We start from the raw sequence: 18,508 nt of genomic DNA on the forward strand, positions 1-18,508 counted from the left end.
CTAAAAATTTAAAATTTCAGCCAGCAATCCATCGCCTTCCTGTTCTAATGCAAGAATATCTTTCGTTACTTCTTCCAAACTTCGTAATGGTATAGGTTGATAAAAATATTTATTGAAGCTTAATTCATACCCGATCTTTACAGAATCCAGTGCAATCCAGCTTTCTTCTACATAAGGTTTTACTTCTCTCAGAAAATACTCCTGTATATTATCTTTTAAAGGAATGCTTTCACTGTCACGCAGGTCGCTTTCGGTTTCATATATGGTATATTCCCCTTTCTTAGTTGTTGGGAAATAGCCATAATAAGGTAAGTCTTTTTCTGTACAACCTAAATAATCCAGTAAATCAGACAGTTTTTGACTGTTTAACTTTTCTACTTTTTTGATGACTTTATCAGCTTCTTCATCATACCAGCTTACCGTATCAAGAATCTGTTTCTTTTCAGAAGCAGAAAGTTTGGTTTTATCCAGCTTCAGAACTTCATCTACTTTAGCAACAAATTCATTAAAATTGGTATATACTTCTGTTCCCAATACTTCCATCAAACGAACTGCTGTTTGGTAAAGCTGCTCCTGTCTGTTCCAACTTTCTTTTTTTAGATAAACTGCCAATTGCTTAGCATTAATATTCAGGTCATGCTTTTCTATGTAGTTTTCAACTTCTTTTTTGTATTTCTCTAAACCTTCGTACACTTCCATCCCATAGGTATCATACAGCTCTTTTGAAAATGCAGGTTGAGATTTATCCCATTTCAATGCTTCAATTTTCTCGGAAGTAAATTGAGATTTCAAACGTTTGGGTCTTTCTATATTAACTTTATAATATCCAAAGTCAGCATTTTCAAAAACTTTACTGGCGATATTTCCAGTGTCTTTTTTGTCAAGTTCATCCAGTTGAAGATAACACTTGACAATCTCCTGAATATGCTGTTTGGTAAGTTCACAGTTTTTATTACCAAGATTTTTTCTCAATTTCTGATACATTTCACTGGCATCAATCAGCTGAACTTTACCTTTACGTTGAGCAGGCTTATTATTGTTGAGAATCCAGACATAAGTGGTAATTCCTGTATTATAAAAAATATTATTGGGAAGCTGGATAATCACATCCAGCAAATCATTTTCAATAATGTATCTACGTATATTGCTTTCTCCACCACCTGCATCTCCTGTAAACAGGCTCGATCCATTGTGAACAGACGCAATACGGCTACCTATGGTATTTTTGGAAGTAACGGCTTTCATTTTATCTACCATTTCCATCAGGAAAAGCAATTGACCGTCGCTGCTTCTTGGTACAGCGTCAACAACTTCTTCTTCGCCCCAGTAATTTTTTAGTTTGATAAGAAATCGGTTGTCTATGACATCTTTTCCGTCTTTAATGTACTTCTGTTCACTCGCCCAGCTTTTTCCATATGGCGGATTAGACAGCATAAAATCGAATTTCGTTCCGGCAAATTCATCCGTAGACAAAGTAGAACCTACTTTGATGTGTTCAGGATCTTTACCCTTAATCATCATGTCCGATTTGCAGATGGCATAGGTTTCATCATTTACCTCCTTTCCAAAAAGATACACCGAAGTATTAGTAGCTTTAATTTCGCCCTCTTCATCTGTGATAAAGAGTTCAGACTCCGTAAGCATTCCACCTGTTCCGCAGGCTGGGTCGTATATGGTAATCACTGGTGGAATTTTATCCTTAATCGGTTCAAACACCAAATGCGTCATCAGGTCGATGACTTCTCTTGGCGTATAGTGTTCTCCGGCTTCTTCATTGTTCTCTTCATTAAATCTTCTGATTAATTCTTCAAAAACATAGCCCATGCCAAGATTGGTCAAAGCAGGTAGTTTTCTTCCCGAAGTATCCGGTTTTTCAAAAGGCGTAAGATTGATATCCGGTGACGTGAATTTCTCCAACACATCCAGCAACACATCCTTGTTTGCCATATGTTTGATCTGTGCCCGAAGTTTGAACATCTCAATAATTTCCTGCACATTGGCACTGAAACCATTCAAGTAATCTTCAAAATTTCCAAGCAGAATCTGCTGGCTGTTAGTTGCTGAAGCATAAAGACTTTGGAGTGTCCATTCGCTGGTGTTATAAAAAACATATTTAGAAGCGGCAGTCAATCCTTTATCATCAAAGCCTGAATAATCATTTTCTTTTTGATATTGAGCCTCCTCAAGTACATCAAGTTTAGTTGGCTCCAGCAATGCGTCTAATCTTCTTAAGACTACCATTGGCAGGATAACATCCCTATATTTCCCTCTTACATAAACGTCTCTTAAACAATCATCTGCAATACTCCAGATAAACGAGACCAGCTTGTTGTGTACAGCGTGATTCATTCAAAAATTTTAAAGAGCACAATTTACAACTTTTGTGGCTACTGCTAAATAAGGAAAACCGTAAAAGGTAAAATAATATATTAAAGATTTGATCTGTTTTTATACACTTTAAAAATAGATCTTCTCATCATTATCAAAATAAAAAGGTTCAGCACGTGCTGAACCTTTTTAATATCTTAAATAAATTATTTCCTTTCAATCAACCTTTCCAGCCTCACCATCATCTCATCCTTCTCCTTCAGCATCCTTTCATAAAGTTCCATCTTTTCATCGTTTAATTTCTTGATCTCTTCTAGTGCTTCCAGCCATTTTTCAGTAGTGTTAATAGTAGGATTTATCTGAAACACTTGACCTGTTGCATTATCATTGACAGTAGTCACTGTATTCGCAATAATATTCACAGCCTGCTCCTCATCAAAATTCTGAAATGCTTCCACCGGAATTTTCAATACTTCAGAAATTCTTTTCAGTACAGGGTCTTCAATAATTTCTTTCTGTTCCAGCAGAGAAATTTTCTTCTGGCTCCAGTCGTCCCCAAGGTCAAAAGCCAGTGCTTCCTGCTTGATGCCCAGCATTTCCCTGAATCGTTTCACATTGCGTCCCTGATGTATTTTGTGTTCCATGATCAATCAATATGTATGAAGTTCTAAATATAGAAAAATATTTAGAAAAACACGGCTTAAAAAGCAGCTTAATTACAATCTCAGTTCTTCACCATGATACCCTGGAAACGGACCTCCTCTCCTATTTCGCCATTTCCGTTTTTACAGCCTCTTTTTTTCATCAAAAACAACAAAAAAACAAAAGCTGTTATCAGGTTTTCACTTTCTGGTGAACACCTTCTGAAAATCTTACAACACTCTATTTTTCTATGCATTACACTCGCTATATTTGATCCTGCAAACCCAAAAAAGCACAATATTATGGCACTAGACAATTTAATCAGTTTAAGTTTCACTACTGAAGAACTTACTCAACTCGATAAGGCGTTACAATCTATTGAAACAGTGTTATCAGGAAAAACCATCAACCTTACCCCGGAAGAAAGACAACAATACGGAAGTATTGCAGAACAGAACAAACTCTTTGTGAACAAAGCCAAAATCTACATGGAGCAATATCCCCAGTATATTCCGAACTTTTTAGATAAAGCGGAATTCGATAAAGATTATCTGGGAAGAGAACAGGTAGAACAACGCCTGCAAATCATGAGCTCATTAACAGAACAGCTGTCTGATACTAAAGTATTACTGGATCATGATAACTATCACAACGCCATCACCTTCTATAGAAACATGAAATTCCTTTCAGGAGAAAATGTACCGGGTACCAATGTCATTTATGAAGATATGAAACAGTTTTTCATCACTACAGCCACTTCTACCCCTCCGGTAACTCCCTCTGATGAAGTAAAGAACTAACTACAATCGGTCATACAAGTATCAACAGGCGGTTCTTAAGTTCCGCTACCCATTTCTACAAGTGTCTGTACCCCCTTACCCAAGGGGGTATTACCATTTAAAAACTGCCTGCAGGTTATTAATGAAGTGCCTGCAACTTATTCCGAAATGCCTGCAGACACTTAACCAACTTGTTGCCGTTATTTCAAGACCGGTTGTTAATACATAGACAACCTGTTTCAGGGGCTTAGGTATACCGTTACAGGTATTTAAGAAGTAGCTGTGGACACTTGTATAAGTGGCTGGAGTAATAGGTAATAGTGGCTGGGATTATTTTTGAGTTTTCAGAGAATGCTGTTTAGACTCCTGAATGACAAGGTGGGTGCTTATGTGTGCGTGTAATGATACTTATCTACTCCGAATCACCATACAAACTATCCGCGTAGACTATCCACAACGTTTGTCATTCCGTAGGAATCCAGGCACAGAAAGCTTTCTGATGATAAATGAGGATAAACTACTGTTTAGATTCCTACGGAATGACAAAGTGGGCGCATGATGATGCATGTAATGATAATTATCTACTCCGAATCACCATACAAACTATCCGCGTAGACTATCCACAACGTTTGTCATTCCGTAGGAATCCTGGCACAGAAAGCTTTCTGATGATAAATGATGATGAATTGACAGTGTAGATTCCTGCGGAAAGACAAGGTGCGCGAATGATGATGCGTGTAATGATACTTATCTACTCCGAATCACCATACAAACTATCCGCGTAGACTATCCACTCCAATTGTCATTCCGTAGGAATCCATCCACAGAAAGCTTTCTGATGATAAATGATGATAAACTACTGTTTAGATTCCTGCGGAATGACAAGGTGGGCGCATGATGATGCATGTAATGATACTTATCTACTCCGGATCACCATACAAACTATCCGCTTAGACTATCCACAACGTTTATCATTCCGTAGGAATCCAGGCACAGAAAGCTTTCTGATGATAAATGAGGATAAACTATTGTTTAGATTCCTGCGGAATGACAAAGTGGGCGCTTATTTGTGTGTGTGTGTGTACATGTGCATAGTTACTTGCTTCAGACATAATACAAACTGCTCGCTTAGCCTATCCACAACGTTTGTCATTCCGTAGGAATCCAGGCACAGAAAGCTTTCTGATGATAAATGAGGATAAACTATTGTTTAGATTCCTGCGGAATGACAAGGTGGGCGTTTATTTGTACGTGCATTACCGCTTATTTCCTTCAGACATCAAATTTTTTGTAACTTTTGTAAAACAAATACACAAATGACTGCATTTTCAAAAGGAAGATATACCTACTATATCTATATTCTTACCAATAAAAACAGAAAAGTACTTTATACTGGTGTTACAGGAAACCTCCATAGGAGATTGTATCAACACAAAACAAAGCTAAATCCAGGCAGTTTCACAGCAAGATATAATCTTGAATTTCTAGTTTATTATGAAAAATATAATTGGATTCACCATGCTATTCAAAGAGAGAAGGAAATCAAAAACTGGTCAAGAATGAAGAAACTTGAACTGATAAGGAGCACAAATCCTAATTTAGAATTTTTGAATTACCTTTTTGAAAATTGGATTTAACACTTACATTTCATATGAATTACCAAATTGGATATCGTCAGATTAATAAAGTAAACAGTTCGTAGAGAATGTTTTAATTCGGAGGGTAAAATAAGAGCTTAGATTCCTACGGAATGACAAGGTGGGTGCTTATGTGCGTGTAATGATACTTATCAACTCTGCAGCGCCTTACAAACTATCCGCTTAGACTATCCACAACGTTTGTCATTCCGTAGGAATCCAGGCACAGAAAGTATTCTGATGATAAATGAGGATAAACTATTGTTTAGATTCCTACGGAATGACAAGGTGGGCGTTTATTTGTGTGTGTACATGTGCATAGTTACTTGCTTCAGACATAATACAAACTATCCGCGTAGACTATCCACTCCAATTGTCATTCCGTAGGAATCCAGGCATAGAAAGTATTCTGATGATAAATGAGGATAAACTACTGTTTAGATTCCTACGGAATGACAAAGTGGGCGCTTATTTGTGTGTGTACATGTGCATAGTTACTTGCTTCAGACATAATACAAACTGCTCGCTTAGCCTATCCACAACGTTTGTCATTCCGTAGGAATCCAGGCATAGAANNNTGTGTGTGTACATGTGCATAGTTACTTGCTTCAGACATAATACAAACTGCTCGCTTAGCCTATCCACAACGTTTGTCATTCCGTAGGAATCCAGGCATAGAAAGTATTCTGATGATAAATGAGGATAAACTACTGTTTAGATTCTTACGGAATGACAAAGTGGGCGCTTATTTGTGTGTGTACATGTGCATAGTTACTTGCTTCAGACATAATACAAACTGCTCGCTTAGCCTATCCACAACATTTGTCATTCCGTAGGAATCCAGGCACAGAAAGCTTTCTGATGATAAATGAGGATAAACTATTGTTTAGATTCCTGCGGAATGACAAAGTGGGCGCTTATTTGTGTGTGTGTTTGTTTGTGTGTGCATAGTGAACGGATGAAGGAGTGCGTCAAGATACTTATTGCACAGTTGTTTTAACCAACTCCTACGCCCCTCATAATACTTTAACACCCTTTATAGCCTCTCCCCCGATAAATTTTCGTTCTTTTGCAAAAAGTTTTAATTTTTACCCAACCGCATGTCTAAGTTTGATGAAATCCGGTATTTCAATGATCAGGAAGTCAATGAGAGATTACAGAGCATAGCCCGTGATCCCATGATGAAAGCCTTTATGAATTTTACTTTTCCTGATACAGATGAGCAGGTTTGGCTGGAACAGTTTAAGAATGTTCATTCCATCAGTGATTTTCAGCATCAGTTTGTAGCCTATGCCGTTCGCCAGATCCTTTCAAAAAGTTCTGACGGTTTAACGACTTCAGGATTTGATAAGCTGGATAAAAACACCTCTTACCTTTTCATCTCGAACCACAGGGATATCGTCCTGGATACTTCATTGCTTAATCTGGTATTGCTGGAAGGCGGTTATGTAATGACAGCTTCTGCCATTGGGGATAATCTTGTCCGCAAGAATTTCTTAAACGTACTGGCTAAACTGAACCGTAACTTCCTGGTACAAAGAGGACTGCCACTTCGTGAACAACTTACCAGTTCACAGACGATGTCTGAGTACATTAAAGAGCTGCTCCTTCAGGAAAACCGTTCTGTATGGATTGCCCAGCGTGAAGGCCGTACCAAAAACGGCAACGATTCTACCCAGCAAGGGGTTTTGAAAATGCTTGCCATGGCATCCGGAGATCAACCTGTTATAGATTATTTTAAAACATTAAAGATTGTTCCGGTCTCCATCTCCTATGAGTATGATCCTACAGATTCGTTAAAAATGCCTCAACTGCTGGCACAGCACAGGGATGAGGAATACATTAAAGGTAAAAATGAAGATTTCACCAATATCATCAGCGGAATTCTGGGACAAAAGAAACGCATCCACCTCCATGCAGGTGATGTTCTGGACAAAGAACTGGATGAAATTGCAGCCACCATTGACAACAAAAATAAACAGCTGCAGGCCATTGCACAGGTGATTGACCGCTCCATCATCAGTAATTATAAGCTTTGGCCAACCAAGTACATTGCTTATGATCTTCTGCACAACACAAATACTTACGCTTCCAAATACACAGAACAGGAAAAACAGTTATTTGTCCGCAGGCTTGAAATGCGTATTGATCCTTCAGATCCTGTTTCCAGAGAGTACTTCCTGACCATGTATGCCAATCCTCTGGTGAATAAACTAAAGGTTGAAGAGGGTTTTGAAAGCTAGCTTTAAATAATAAAGTGGCTGCCTCCTATGTTTGCAGTCAGTTACGAGCGTGGGCTGTCGCTCCTGCTGGGATTAACAAAATTTAAAATAATGTTAAATGTTTAAATCCTTAGGTTCTTTCTATCCGCTTAATACCGGATTATTGGCTTTATAACCCTTACACCATCTTTCTGCCGGAATAATTCGTGATGGGTAAAAAAGTACCACATCTGTTAAAAACATCAATATTATCATTCTATTAAAAGTAAAATTGTTTATATTTAGTTAGATATATTCAAAAAAATCCATGTTGTAAAAGGCAGGATAATTGCAATAATCTACAAAATCACACAAAATAATACTTATGAATGTACAGCTGGACCCACAATCTAAGACTGAAAAGAATGCTGATCATTTCCGTTCAGATATTTTGAACGGACTTAAAAATACTCCTAAAAAATTATCTTCAAAATATTTTTACGATAAGATAGGAGATCATCTTTTTCAGCAAATTATGGATATGCCTTCCTATTATCTGACCCGTTGTGAACTGGATATTTTCAAAAATAAAACAGATGAACTTATTGATCTCCTTATTCCCGGAAATGAATCTTTTGACCTGATTGAATTAGGGGCAGGAGACGCCATGAAATCCACCTATTTACTTGAAAAGCTGATCAGCAAAGGGGTTAACTTCACTTATATGCCGATTGATATCTCAGGAAATATTCTTTCCATACTTCATAAAAAACTGAGCAGCCAGTTTCCGGAAATCAAAATAACCTGTCTGGAAGGAGATTATTTTGAAATGCTTCAAAAAGCAGCTTCATTATCTGACCGGAGAAAAGTTGTGTTATTTCTGGGAAGTAATATCGGAAATATGACTCCGGAAGAGGCCGAAGATTTCTGTCTGCATCTGAATAAAAATTTATCTCAAAAAGATCGTGTCCTGATAGGTTTTGATCTAAAGAAAAATCCGCATATTATCCTGAATGCCTACAATGATAAAGAAGGAATTACAGCTTCTTTTAACCTTAATCTTCTTACCCGCATTAACAATGAACTGGGCGGTAATTTTGATCTGAAACAATTTCAACATTACCAGACTTATGATCCCGTTACCGGAGCCTGCAGAAGTTTTCTGATAAGCCTTATCAGACAGGATGTGACTATTGACAATACCAGGATTTCTTTTGAAGAAAACGAATTGATCGATATGGAAATTTCCCAAAAATTTTCTTCCGAAAAAATCAGGGAATTAGCCCAAAAAACAGGTTTTACCATCACAGGAGAGATCAATGATTCTAAAAAATGGTTTGTAGATACCATCTGGCAGGTACAATAAAAAGAGATGATACACACAACGCATCTGCAAAAGTGAAAAAATAAAATATCCTTCTTTCATTGAACTTCAATCATTAAAAACTAAAAGACATGACCCCAGAGATCATCACAAAAGATATTACTAAAAAGTATATGGACATCCGCAGACGTTCTGAAGAAATCTGTGCCCCACTGGAAATAGAAGATTATGTGGTACAGCCGATTGTAGATGTAAGCCCTCCGAAATGGCATCTTGGCCATACCACATGGTTTTTTGAAACCTTCATTCTTACCCCGCATTTTCCGGATTACAAGGTTTTTGATCCGCAGTATAATTTTGTTTTCAACAGCTACTATGAGACTATCGGAGCGCGGGTGATCCGGACCGACCGTGGAAACCTCAGCCGTCCTTCTGTTTCAGAGGTGTATCAATATCGAAAATATGTAGATGAGCATATGGAAGCTTTTCTTGAAAGCTCATTTCTGACAGAAGCCCTTAAACCGCTTTTGGAACTGGGGCTTAACCATGAGCAGCAGCATCAGGAGTTATTAATTACCGATATTAAATATATTTTGGGACATAATCCTCTTTTCCCAGCCTATACAAAAGAAAAATCCGTACAAATGAACTCCGGAGATCTGGAAATGCTGAGGTTTTCTGAAGGCATCTATGAAATTGGATTTAAAGGAGATGAATTTTGTTTTGATAATGAACTGGGAAGGCATAAAGTATATCTTACAGACTTTGAAATTGCCAGCCGGCTTGTTACCAATAGTGAATATTTAGAATTTATGAAAGCAGGCGGATATGAAGATTTCAGATACTGGCATGCTGAAGGATGGGACTGGGTGAAACAGAATTCCGCAAAATCTCCACTGTACTGGCATTATATTGAAGACCAATGGATGTATTACACACTCCATGGCTTACAGGAAATAGACCCTCATGCCCCATTGTGCCACATCAATTTCTATGAAGCATCTGCTTTTGCCTCCTGGAAAGGAATGCGTCTGCCCACTGAAGAAGAATGGGAAACGGCTTCGGATTATTTTGACTGGGGAACACGCTGGGAATGGACAAATTCTGCTTATCTGCCCTACCCTCATTTTAAGAAAGAAGCAGGAGCTGTAGGTGAGTACAACGGAAAATTCATGATCAATCAAATGGTTTTGAGAGGGGCTTCAGAAGCTACTCCCCCGGGACACAGCAGAAATACATACCGTAATTTTTTTCAGCCTGATTTAAAATGGCAGTTCACAGGAATAAGACTTGCTCAGTAATTTTTTACCGATGATCACAGTAGAATCCATTTCAAAGAGCTTCAACGGAAAAAAGGCAGTAGATCAAATTTCTTTTCAGGCACTTGATCAGGAGATCCTTGTTCTTTTAGGAACCAGCGGGTGCGGGAAAACGACCACACTTAAGATGATCAACCGCCTCATAGAAGCAGATTCCGGAAATATTTTCATAGATGGCAAAAATATCCGTGATCAGAAAGCCGAGGAACTGAGAATGGGAATTGGTTTTGTCATGCAGCATTCGGGACTATTTCCCCATTATACCATTCAGCAGAATATTGCGGTAGTTCCTGAGCTATTGAAATGGGACAAAAAGAAAACAGAAAGAAAAACATATGAGCTTTTGACCAAGCTTCACCTTTCTGAAGAGATACTTTCACGATTTCCTCATGAATTAAGCGGCGGACAGCAGCAACGGGCAGGCATTGCCAGAGCACTGATTGCAGACAACCCTGTTTTGCTGATGGACGAACCTTTCGGAGCACTCGATAATATTACCAGGGCTGATATTCATTCGGAATTTAAATCGTTGGAAGAACTTAAAAACAAAACCATCATATTGGTTACCCATGATGTACAGGAAGCCTTTGAGCTGGGCCACCGGATATGTCTGATGGATCAGGGAAAAATTGTACAGATGGGTACTCCCAGGGAAATGCTTTACCATCCTGCAACCCATTTTGTGCGCAATTTTTTTGCTGAAAACAGGCTTTTACTGGAATATAAGGTAACGGCTCTACATCATATCAGCCCATTTCTCCCTCCGGAAAATTCATACTTAAGGCGATACAGTACATCCAATACCAGTGTGTGGGATATTTTACAGCAATTGAGTTCTGATCACCAAAACGCTGAGGTTTACGAGCAACTGGTCAGAGCGTTTAATCAGTATAGAAAATCACAGATGGTATGACGCAGCAACAGAGTTTTTGGCAATTTATTGCTGAACAGCAGGAAAAGCTCACCACCCAGATCATTCAGCATCTCGGGCTTACGTTTTTGTCTTTGCTTTTGGCCATCCTTGTTGGAGTGCCTTTAGGAATACTTATTTCCAGAAAAAAAAGACTTTCCAGCCCGGTGCTGGGCATTGCCGGTATTTTACAAACCATTCCGAGTATTGCATTGCTGGGATTTATGATTCCTGTTTTCGGCATTGGTCCGAAGCCAGCCATTGCCGCTTTATTAATCTATGCTCTTCTTCCCATTATGCGGAATACCTACACTGGAATTATGGGTGTAGATCCCGCAGTGATTGAAGCTGCTAAAGCAATGGGGATGAACAAAAGCCAGCTTCTTTTTAAGGTAAAACTTCCTTTGGCCATGCCGGTTATCATTGCCGGTATCAGGACTGCTGCTGTAATTAATGTAGGAGTGGCTACACTGGCTTCTTTTGTGGCAGCAGGTGGTTTGGGAGAGTTTATCTTCGGAGGCATTTCACTCAACAATACGAATATGATCATGGCTGGAGCCATTCCGGCAGCATTATTGGCTGTTTTTCTGGATCAGTTCATTGCCATGATCCAGAAATCAGGTTACCGTTTTTTTCAAAAACTGAAATATATTCTTCCTGTTATCCTTATTATTCTGGGAGCAGGCTATCTTCTGACTTTTGTATCACACCGGACAATTAAGGCGGGTTTTACACCGGAATTTATGGGTAGACAGGATGGGGACATCGGGCTTCGTTCAGTATATGGGCTTAACGTTAATCCCCTTGTGGTAAGTGATGCAATTATGTATAAGGCTGCGTATGAGAATGAGCTGGATCTTATCAGCGGATATTCTACAGATGGCAGAATCAAAGCTTATGATCTGTATGTGCTGAATGATGATAAAAAAATATTTCCGCCTTATTATGCAGCCCCTATCATCAAAACCAAAACACTGAAAAAATTTCCGGAATTGGAAAAAACCTTAAATCTATTGGCCGGGAAGTTCAATGATTCTATCATGACGGATCTGAATTACAGAGCTGATCATCTGCATCAGAATCCTGAAAAGATTGCAAAGGACTTTCTCATCAGAAATAATCTGTATAAAAGCCCAGGAAAAGGAAATGCAGGAACTGTCAGGATTGGATCAAAAATCTTTGGGGAACAATATATTCTCGCAGAAATGTATACTATGCTTATTGAAGGGTATACAGATTATAAAGTGGAAACCAAAACGGGTTTAGGGGGAACAAAAATATGTTTTGATGCCTTAATGAATGATGCCATAGACTTTTATCCTGAATATACGGGAACAGGGCTTCTGGTGCTTTTAAAACCTACAGCAGAGACCATCAGAAATGTTTCCAAAAGTCCCGACATCACTTATCAGTATGTGAATTCAGAGTTTGAAAAACAATATGGGATCCAATGGCTGAAACCGTTGGGGTTTAACAATGCCTATGCTCTGATGATGCGAAGAAAGCAGGCAGAAGAACTTCATATCAAAAGCATATCTGATCTTGCTCATTATTTTGATGGAAACTAAATTTCTGTTGACAGCCCGGATAGATTGAACAAAGACTATTTGTATTTTTTCTCAACAACAGGAAAAGTCTTCTGAAATCCCTCATTTTTTTCAAAAGCCCTATCTTCGTACCTTAAAAAATGGACAAAATGAAGAAATTCCTATTGCTGGCTTCGGCTGTATTTTTTTTCCAATCCTGTATGGTAAGAGCTGCTACAAAAGTAGTATCAGGTGCAGTAAACTTAAGTTATAAAGCGGTAAAAGGTACAGTAAACGGAATCAGCTGGGCAGTAAGCAAGGCGAAGGGAAAAATAGATGAAGACCGTTTGGATGGTACGTGGAAAGTAGTGGGTGTTTATCGTGGTTCTTTTGAGGACTTTTCAAAGGATCAGAATCCTGATGGTTCGTTTACTTCGGAATGTACGGAAGGTTTTGACCAGATTGTTTTCAAGGCCAAAAAGTCTAAATTCAAGCCGGTGCACTGCAGCACACAGGATGAAGATTGGGTGAAATATTCTATGGAGTTTGGAAAAAATCCTTCTACCAAAGAAAAGGAAAATTATATAGAATACAATTCCAGCAATTATATTTCTGTGATAGATGTCACCAATAAAACAATGGTTCTGGAAGGCAATCTGATGCCCAAATTAGGATTTTCCGGTGGTAAATTGTATCTCCTTGAGAAAGTAAAATAGAAATACAAAGGGTGAGGTTATTTCAAAAACTGCTCTGCAATAAAATAACCTCCTCCTATTACTGAATGACTCCTGCTGCAATGATGATATAATATTGCCACATAGCTTTCGTTTTATTTCTGTTCATCCCATTTCATCCTGAAAACAAACACTTACCTATTTCAGATCGACACTCCGATTACACAAATATTTTTATTGTATAAACAGTTATCTGGTTTCTGTCTCTACGATCTTCTTTCCTTCCTTACCCAGATAATGTAGAACCAGCTTCTCATACACTTTATAACCATCATCTACATTGGTAAAAATTACAATTCCTTTTCCTGAATTGGGCAATACGATGGTAATACACTGCGTGCCAAGATCGGCGCCGCTGTGGGATAAAGCATAATCACCATTTCCGAGATCATAGATTTCGAATCCCAATCCGAAGTATTTATTTTCTTTCGTTTTTACCTGTTTTCTGATCATTTCCTGAAAAATTTCCGGTTTCAGATTCTTCCCATTCATGACACTGACCATAAAATTCCCGTAATCTGTTATCGTGGTATGGAGATCATCGGCGGCATTAGCCGTTTTATTTTTCACGGTTGGATAAGCTTTACCTTCTTTATCATATCCTATGGCAAATCTTGATTCATCGGTATTCTGATCCCAAACATAATTGGTATCATTCATCCTGAGTGGCTGAAAAATATGCTCTTTCGCAAGCTGATCGAGTGATTTTCCAAATTTCTTTTCCAGAGCCTTCCGAAGGTATTCAAAACCTTCACCTGAGTATTGGTATTTTGTGCCGGGATCAAACTGAAAATTCAGTTTTTTGTCTGCATTCATCCATCTCCAGTTGGGAAAGCCAGTCTGATGGCTCAGGATCAATCTGGTGGTTAATTGGGTATGCCTTGGATCAGCCACAATATCAGGATCAGTCCAGTATGCATCTAAAGGCTCATCAAGCTTCCATTTCCCAAGACTTATCAACCGTAAGGCAACCATTGCTGTAACAGGTTTGGTGAGAGATGCTACATTGAATAAGGTATTGGAAGGTGCTGAAATTCCGTTCTTTATCCCGCCAAAAACTTTTACCTGCTTTAGCTTCTCATCTTCGATAATTCCCAGTCCCAGAGCAGGAATGTTGTTTTCTTTCAGCCAATTTTGCATCGACTGATCGTTATCAAACATGGTTTCATTATCGGTAGTCTGCTTCGGATGGTGATTAAAACTCAATGAATTTTTAAGCTTCCACTCAGCATTTTCCAATATCCATAAATGGGTAAACTTTGCTTCCCCGACTAATTTCTCAGCCTGACTCCCCATTTTTTCATAAAACAGATGATCCCCGTTCTGAATGGCTGCGTAGATCTTTCCGTCTTTATACATGGGATAAATTTCTGTGCTTTTATTAATCAGAACTCTTTTTATCTGGTAAGTTTCCGGAGATTTGCATAATCCGTTTTTAAAGTCAGTGATAAAATTTTTTCTGTCCTCGAAACCGCCTTTATCGTGATAAAATTCAAACCTGTCGCTTAACAGACTTTCCATCTGCTTCGTGTTGCAGGTATTGTAGCCCACAGAAAAAAACAGGCTGTCTTTCGATATAATGGTTTTGTAAAGAGGATCGGTTTTTTCTGTCTGTGCCTGCATGATGTTCACAAACAGAATTAAAAAAGGAAGGATAAACCCTGAAGACTTTGTCATTGTTATTTTTTATGACAAAGATTCAATTTCATTTTGTTTTTCTGCTAAAAATGAACCCGACAAAAACCCGACAAAGGCCTGACAGGATTTATATCATACTGAATTTCAGCCTGAAATAGAGTTTTTTATTTTTATCGATTTCTGCTGCATTGCGAAGGATAATCAACACATTGGAAAGCACAATCAGAATCATAAGGATCAGGGTAAACTGTTTTCCGAACTTTAAAAAGATTCCGAGCATGAAGGTAATAGGAGCCATTACTGTCCAGATCATCTGAACCGAAATAATCTGCCTTGCCAGACTGTTTCTCTGTTTCATACTGTGCATGAGTATGAGCGGAACAAAAATATTCAGTGGAGGTAAAAGGGTAAAAATTAATGAGGAAAGATTAATGATTTTAATATAAGAATAGTTGATTGGATTCTCTTCTTCTTTTACTTCTATTTCCACCTCATTTACTTCTGAAAGTACTTGAGGCTGTTCCTGCTGTAATTCAAACTCTTCTATTCCTAAAGTCTGCGCCAGTACTCTGAGCGTATGTCCTTTAGGTTCTGTTCCTGCTTCTATACGTTGAATGGTTCTTACAGATATTTTTGATTTTTCTGACAGTTCTTCCTGAGTCAGATTTTTTTGTTCTCTTATGGCTTTTAGCTTGGACATGGTATGCCTTCCGATTAATTTTCGTCAGCTAATTTACATTTTTTCAGGTCCGGAAACAAGATACAGATTACTCCTGTTCTTCCTTTGACTTCTTTTTTAAAGTTTCCGCTTCAGAGTTTTTCCCTCCGAAAAGCTTTTGGGTATAGGTATACCAGATTCCGCATAAAGAGATGACTATCAGTAATGAAATAGTGAGCCACAGCATTCTGAAACCGTAGTTTTCAGCAATAAAAGATCCTAAAAGTGGGGAAAGGAATAAAGCAGCCGAAAATATTCCTCCAAATAGACCCATATAAGCCCCTATATTTTTGTCTTCCGCCCTTATAGACGTGATTGCTGATAAAAAAGGGATTACCCACACATTGAATTCCTCCGTCAAGCAGACCCGAAGAAATGGCAGAACCATTGATCCTGAACGGTAGATCAGCATAATAACAGAAAGCATCCAGGACTCCCTTGCTAATCCTTTATAAGCATCTGAAAAAAAAGTAATGATATTGCTCATGTCACTTTAAGGCCAGTATTTCTTGAATAATTTTTCCGGAAAACACATATACTTCTTTCTATGGTAATTGAACTGAGTAATCTCCGAAACCCTGAAAAATATCATCTGCTCTTTCCGGGATATGAATGGGCAAATAATAATCACCCAATGAATGAGCAAAAAGTTTTCAGGATTCCGGAATTATTACACATTAAACTTTCCTGATCAGCAGATAGAAATGATGAAGATCATAGAACTGATTGTTTTTATAAACAGCATCAATAGAAATTCCTTCTTCAAGAAAACCGTTGTTTTTCAGCACTTTCATAGGAGCTGTATTATATTCAAAAACTCTGGCAAAAATCTGTTTCAGATCCAGGTTGTTTATGGCATAGTCTATGAGTTTTTTCGTTGAATTGCTGACTATTTTCTTTCCCCTATCCAGAATCCGGGCTCTGCGCTTTTTCTGTACACTTCAGGTTGCTTAATAAGACTTATCATTCCTGCAAAATGACCATTGTATTCTATCGCAAACGTAAGCTGAGAATCTTCCGCAGATACGATATCAATAAATTGAAAGGCATCTTTAAGGGTATAGGGATGAGGAAATATATCCCTCATATTGTCCCATACTTTTAAAAATTTCGGGCAGCTTATTTTTGTTTCTTTCCAAGCTCCTTTACTTTCTTCAGCCATTGAGACCGCTGTTCATCCTTAGAATTCCGGATTATGCCAATATAAGTCAGTTTAACAGGTTTTACCCCACAATATTCCAGTACAGATTTTTTAAGCTGATTCACGCTGGGCCTGCCAAAAAACAGACGGTAATACCAACCCGGCTGGTCTAAAGTGGTAATAATGTGAGCGGTCTTTCCTTTCAACAGCTTGTCCCACCACACAGAATTTTCACGGTATTTATAAGCCATTCCGGGTAAAAAAAGACGGTCTATAAATCCTTTCATTAGCGCCGGAAATCCTCCCCACCAAACCGGGTGTATCCAAACCAAATGATCTGCCCACTGAATAATTTCCCAGGCTTTCAACAGATCCGGCTCAAGCTCCATTCTTTTCTGATATCCAAACTGTAAGTTGGGATTAAAGTTTAAATCCGTAATTACTATTTCTTTTACTTCAGCTCCAGCTTCCATTGCACCTGATCTGTAAGCTTCTGCTATCCCAAAATTGAAAGAATCTTTGTTGGGATGTCCGTTGATAATGACTGTTTTTTTCATGATTTCACCTTAATATTGATGGAATCATAGGCATTAAGCTGTGCCATTAATGATAAAGGCTCATGCAGCTGGTGGCTGAAATACACTTTATTTTGATGAGGGTTTCTCAACAGTTCCTCGGTATGCAGAACGGCAGATAAAGCGGTTAGTTCTGCCTGCCCTTTTTCACTCTGCAAACTCAGCTTCTTTTCTCCGGAATGGCTATTAACTACAATTTCAAAGACCGCCTGATCTCCGTTACCACTGGATCCAAAAATCATTTTTCTTTCCTTTAATGACAAAATATTGTAGATTCTGAGATATTGAAATGATCCCAGCAGCCAGGTAATGAATCTTGAATTATAAGTCATTTTCACACTTACATCGGAAATCCTTTCTACTTTGTTGAGAATATACAGATCGGGCACATCAAAATTATAGGCATTTCTTTTCCCTATCCCAAAAGAAAAATTAAAAGCTTCTGTATCCAGAAAATGCCTTATAAAAACCTGCTTATCATTCTTATAATGCACAAAAGGAACTGCTACGTTTTCTGCCATAAAGTGAGCTGAACTCTCGCCTGCAAGATCCTTTACGGAATAATAGACAAAGAGTTTTACTTCATTAATATCTCCTGAGTCTGAAAGAATATTAGCCAACCCCGGGACAATCCCGCCCATCCATCCTGAGCTGAAGACAATTCTGCTGTTGATGTCGGATTTTCTGGCAATATCATAAGCTTTCACCAAAGCCGGAGTAGGCTTGGTAATATCCAGATAATCTATTTGATGATCAATGGCAAAACGAAGTACATGATCTTCTTTATCATTCACAGAAAGAATGATGAGTTGTATTTTCTTCTCAATGATCACTTTAAAAGAGGAAGGATCTGTAACATCGATTTTCAGGTCTTTGTCTGTTTTTCCCCCTTTTCTTCCTCCGATGAAAACAGTAAGATGAGGATTTCTTGATTTCAGAATCCTGGAAATTGTTTTACCAACCAATCCATTGCCACCAATAATTAAAATATTTTGCTCCATAACTTTTTTTGACAAAAGTAGAGAGCCGATGTTTC

General features: G+C 38.3%; 17 protein-coding genes. 8 read left to right on the forward strand and 9 right to left on the reverse strand.

The features are described 5' to 3' along the window. Nucleotides 1-2,349, reverse strand: a complete 2,349-nt coding sequence (locus C8D70_RS05465) for a class I SAM-dependent DNA methyltransferase (protein ID WP_110366644.1) — start codon at nucleotides 2,347-2,349, stop codon at nucleotides 1-3. 185 nt (nucleotides 2,350-2,534) lie between these two features. After that, nucleotides 2,535-2,972: a helix-turn-helix domain-containing protein gene (locus C8D70_RS05470; RefSeq protein WP_110366645.1), complete on the reverse strand. Its 438-nt coding sequence runs from the start codon at nucleotides 2,970-2,972 to the stop codon at nucleotides 2,535-2,537. A gap of 300 nt (nucleotides 2,973-3,272) precedes the next feature. On the opposite strand from C8D70_RS05470, the gene C8D70_RS05480 reads away from it, so the two are divergent. The 8 genes from C8D70_RS05480 to C8D70_RS05515 all read left to right on the forward strand — a co-directional run bounded on the left by C8D70_RS05480 (nucleotide 3,273) and on the right by C8D70_RS05515 (nucleotide 13,382). Further along, the gene (locus C8D70_RS05480; protein WP_110366647.1) at nucleotides 3,273-3,770 is read left to right on the forward strand and encodes a hypothetical protein; all 498 of its coding nucleotides are present in this window, start codon (nucleotides 3,273-3,275) and stop codon (nucleotides 3,768-3,770) included. A 1,295-nt stretch (nucleotides 3,771-5,065) separates the two neighbouring features. Next, complete coding sequence (locus C8D70_RS05485) at nucleotides 5,066-5,386, forward strand: GIY-YIG nuclease family protein (protein ID WP_110366648.1); 321 nt, start codon at nucleotides 5,066-5,068, stop codon at nucleotides 5,384-5,386. A 1,100-nt stretch (nucleotides 5,387-6,486) separates the two neighbouring features. After that, the gene (locus C8D70_RS05490) at nucleotides 6,487-7,629 is read left to right on the forward strand and encodes a 1-acyl-sn-glycerol-3-phosphate acyltransferase (protein ID WP_110366649.1); all 1,143 of its coding nucleotides are present in this window, start codon (nucleotides 6,487-6,489) and stop codon (nucleotides 7,627-7,629) included. A 343-nt stretch (nucleotides 7,630-7,972) separates the two neighbouring features. Continuing rightward, entirely contained in the window at nucleotides 7,973-8,953 is a 981-nt protein-coding gene (gene egtD, locus C8D70_RS05495; protein ID WP_110366650.1) for an L-histidine N(alpha)-methyltransferase, read from the forward strand. 89 nt (nucleotides 8,954-9,042) lie between these two features. After that, nucleotides 9,043-10,212, forward strand: coding sequence for an ergothioneine biosynthesis protein EgtB (egtB, locus tag C8D70_RS05500; protein WP_110366651.1), 1,170 nt, complete (start codon nucleotides 9,043-9,045; stop codon nucleotides 10,210-10,212). Between the two features lie 10 nt (nucleotides 10,213-10,222). Next, entirely contained in the window at nucleotides 10,223-11,143 is a 921-nt protein-coding gene (locus C8D70_RS05505; RefSeq protein WP_110366652.1) for an ABC transporter ATP-binding protein, read from the forward strand. Next, the gene (locus tag C8D70_RS05510; protein ID WP_110366653.1) at nucleotides 11,140-12,708 is read left to right on the forward strand and encodes an ABC transporter permease/substrate-binding protein; all 1,569 of its coding nucleotides are present in this window, start codon (nucleotides 11,140-11,142) and stop codon (nucleotides 12,706-12,708) included. The genes C8D70_RS05505 and C8D70_RS05510 overlap by 4 nt, the downstream gene beginning before the upstream one ends. Before the next feature lie 128 nt (nucleotides 12,709-12,836). After that, on the forward strand, nucleotides 12,837-13,382 hold the full coding sequence (locus C8D70_RS05515) for a hypothetical protein (protein WP_110366822.1): 546 nt from the start codon (nucleotides 12,837-12,839) through the stop codon (nucleotides 13,380-13,382). A gap of 207 nt (nucleotides 13,383-13,589) precedes the next feature. Here the strand turns inward: C8D70_RS05515 and C8D70_RS05520 are convergent, their stop codons facing one another. From C8D70_RS05520 to C8D70_RS05550, 7 genes are all read right to left on the reverse strand, one after another. Then, nucleotides 13,590-15,077 (reverse strand): serine hydrolase, encoded by a 1,488-nt coding sequence (locus tag C8D70_RS05520; RefSeq protein WP_110366654.1) that lies wholly within the window; start codon nucleotides 15,075-15,077, stop codon nucleotides 13,590-13,592. An 88-nt stretch (nucleotides 15,078-15,165) separates the two neighbouring features. Then, the gene (locus C8D70_RS05525) at nucleotides 15,166-15,738 is read right to left on the reverse strand and encodes a multiprotein-bridging factor 1 family protein (RefSeq protein WP_110366655.1); all 573 of its coding nucleotides are present in this window, start codon (nucleotides 15,736-15,738) and stop codon (nucleotides 15,166-15,168) included. Nucleotides 15,739-15,805: 67 nt separating this feature from the next. Continuing rightward, nucleotides 15,806-16,243: a hypothetical protein gene (locus C8D70_RS05530; protein ID WP_110366656.1), complete on the reverse strand. Its 438-nt coding sequence runs from the start codon at nucleotides 16,241-16,243 to the stop codon at nucleotides 15,806-15,808. 190 nt (nucleotides 16,244-16,433) lie between these two features. After that, complete coding sequence (locus C8D70_RS05535; protein ID WP_110366657.1) at nucleotides 16,434-16,670, reverse strand: GNAT family N-acetyltransferase; 237 nt, start codon at nucleotides 16,668-16,670, stop codon at nucleotides 16,434-16,436. After that, entirely contained in the window at nucleotides 16,646-16,918 is a 273-nt protein-coding gene (locus tag C8D70_RS05540) for a hypothetical protein (protein ID WP_110366658.1), read from the reverse strand. Before C8D70_RS05540 ends, C8D70_RS05535 begins: the two co-directional genes overlap by 25 nt. Continuing rightward, nucleotides 16,876-17,454, reverse strand: a complete 579-nt coding sequence (locus C8D70_RS05545; RefSeq protein ID WP_076597654.1) for an NAD(P)H-dependent oxidoreductase — start codon at nucleotides 17,452-17,454, stop codon at nucleotides 16,876-16,878. The genes C8D70_RS05540 and C8D70_RS05545 overlap by 43 nt, the downstream gene beginning before the upstream one ends. After that, entirely contained in the window at nucleotides 17,451-18,473 is a 1,023-nt protein-coding gene (locus tag C8D70_RS05550; RefSeq protein ID WP_110366659.1) for a saccharopine dehydrogenase, read from the reverse strand. The genes C8D70_RS05545 and C8D70_RS05550 overlap by 4 nt, the downstream gene beginning before the upstream one ends. Nucleotides 18,474-18,508 lie beyond the last annotated feature (35 nt).

Origin of the sequence: Chryseobacterium sp. CBTAP 102, from assembly GCF_003201365.1 — a bacterium.
In the GTDB taxonomy this organism is placed as follows: Bacteria; Bacteroidota; Bacteroidia; order Flavobacteriales; family Weeksellaceae; genus Chryseobacterium; species Chryseobacterium candidae.

Bases quoted from the DNA above. Each gene is read 5' to 3' on its own strand.
- egtD (WP_110366650.1), top strand. From the start codon at position 7,973: ATGAATGTACAGCTGGACCCACAATCTAAGACTGAAAAGAATGCTGAT.
- C8D70_RS05480 (WP_110366647.1), top strand. From the start codon at position 3,273: ATGGCACTAGACAATTTAATCAGTTTAAGTTTCACTACTGAAGAACTT.
- C8D70_RS05470 (WP_110366645.1), bottom strand. From the start codon at position 2,972: ATGGAACACAAAATACATCAGGGACGCAATGTGAAACGATTCAGGGAA.
- C8D70_RS05515 (WP_110366822.1), top strand. From the start codon at position 12,837: ATGAAGAAATTCCTATTGCTGGCTTCGGCTGTATTTTTTTTCCAATCC.
- C8D70_RS05530 (WP_110366656.1), bottom strand. From the start codon at position 16,243: ATGAGCAATATCATTACTTTTTTTTCAGATGCTTATAAAGGATTAGCA.
- C8D70_RS05465 (WP_110366644.1), bottom strand. From the start codon at position 2,349: ATGAATCACGCTGTACACAACAAGCTGGTCTCGTTTATCTGGAGTATT.
- C8D70_RS05525 (WP_110366655.1), bottom strand. From the start codon at position 15,738: ATGTCCAAGCTAAAAGCCATAAGAGAACAAAAAAATCTGACTCAGGAA.
- egtB (WP_110366651.1), top strand. From the start codon at position 9,043: ATGACCCCAGAGATCATCACAAAAGATATTACTAAAAAGTATATGGAC.
- C8D70_RS05540 (WP_110366658.1), bottom strand. From the start codon at position 16,918: ATGGCTGAAGAAAGTAAAGGAGCTTGGAAAGAAACAAAAATAAGCTGC.
- C8D70_RS05550 (WP_110366659.1), bottom strand. From the start codon at position 18,473: ATGGAGCAAAATATTTTAATTATTGGTGGCAATGGATTGGTTGGTAAA.
- C8D70_RS05485 (WP_110366648.1), top strand. From the start codon at position 5,066: ATGACTGCATTTTCAAAAGGAAGATATACCTACTATATCTATATTCTT.
- C8D70_RS05510 (WP_110366653.1), top strand. From the start codon at position 11,140: ATGACGCAGCAACAGAGTTTTTGGCAATTTATTGCTGAACAGCAGGAA.
- C8D70_RS05520 (WP_110366654.1), bottom strand. From the start codon at position 15,077: ATGACAAAGTCTTCAGGGTTTATCCTTCCTTTTTTAATTCTGTTTGTG.
- C8D70_RS05490 (WP_110366649.1), top strand. From the start codon at position 6,487: ATGTCTAAGTTTGATGAAATCCGGTATTTCAATGATCAGGAAGTCAAT.
- C8D70_RS05505 (WP_110366652.1), top strand. From the start codon at position 10,223: ATGATCACAGTAGAATCCATTTCAAAGAGCTTCAACGGAAAAAAGGCA.
- C8D70_RS05545 (WP_076597654.1), bottom strand. From the start codon at position 17,454: ATGAAAAAAACAGTCATTATCAACGGACATCCCAACAAAGATTCTTTC.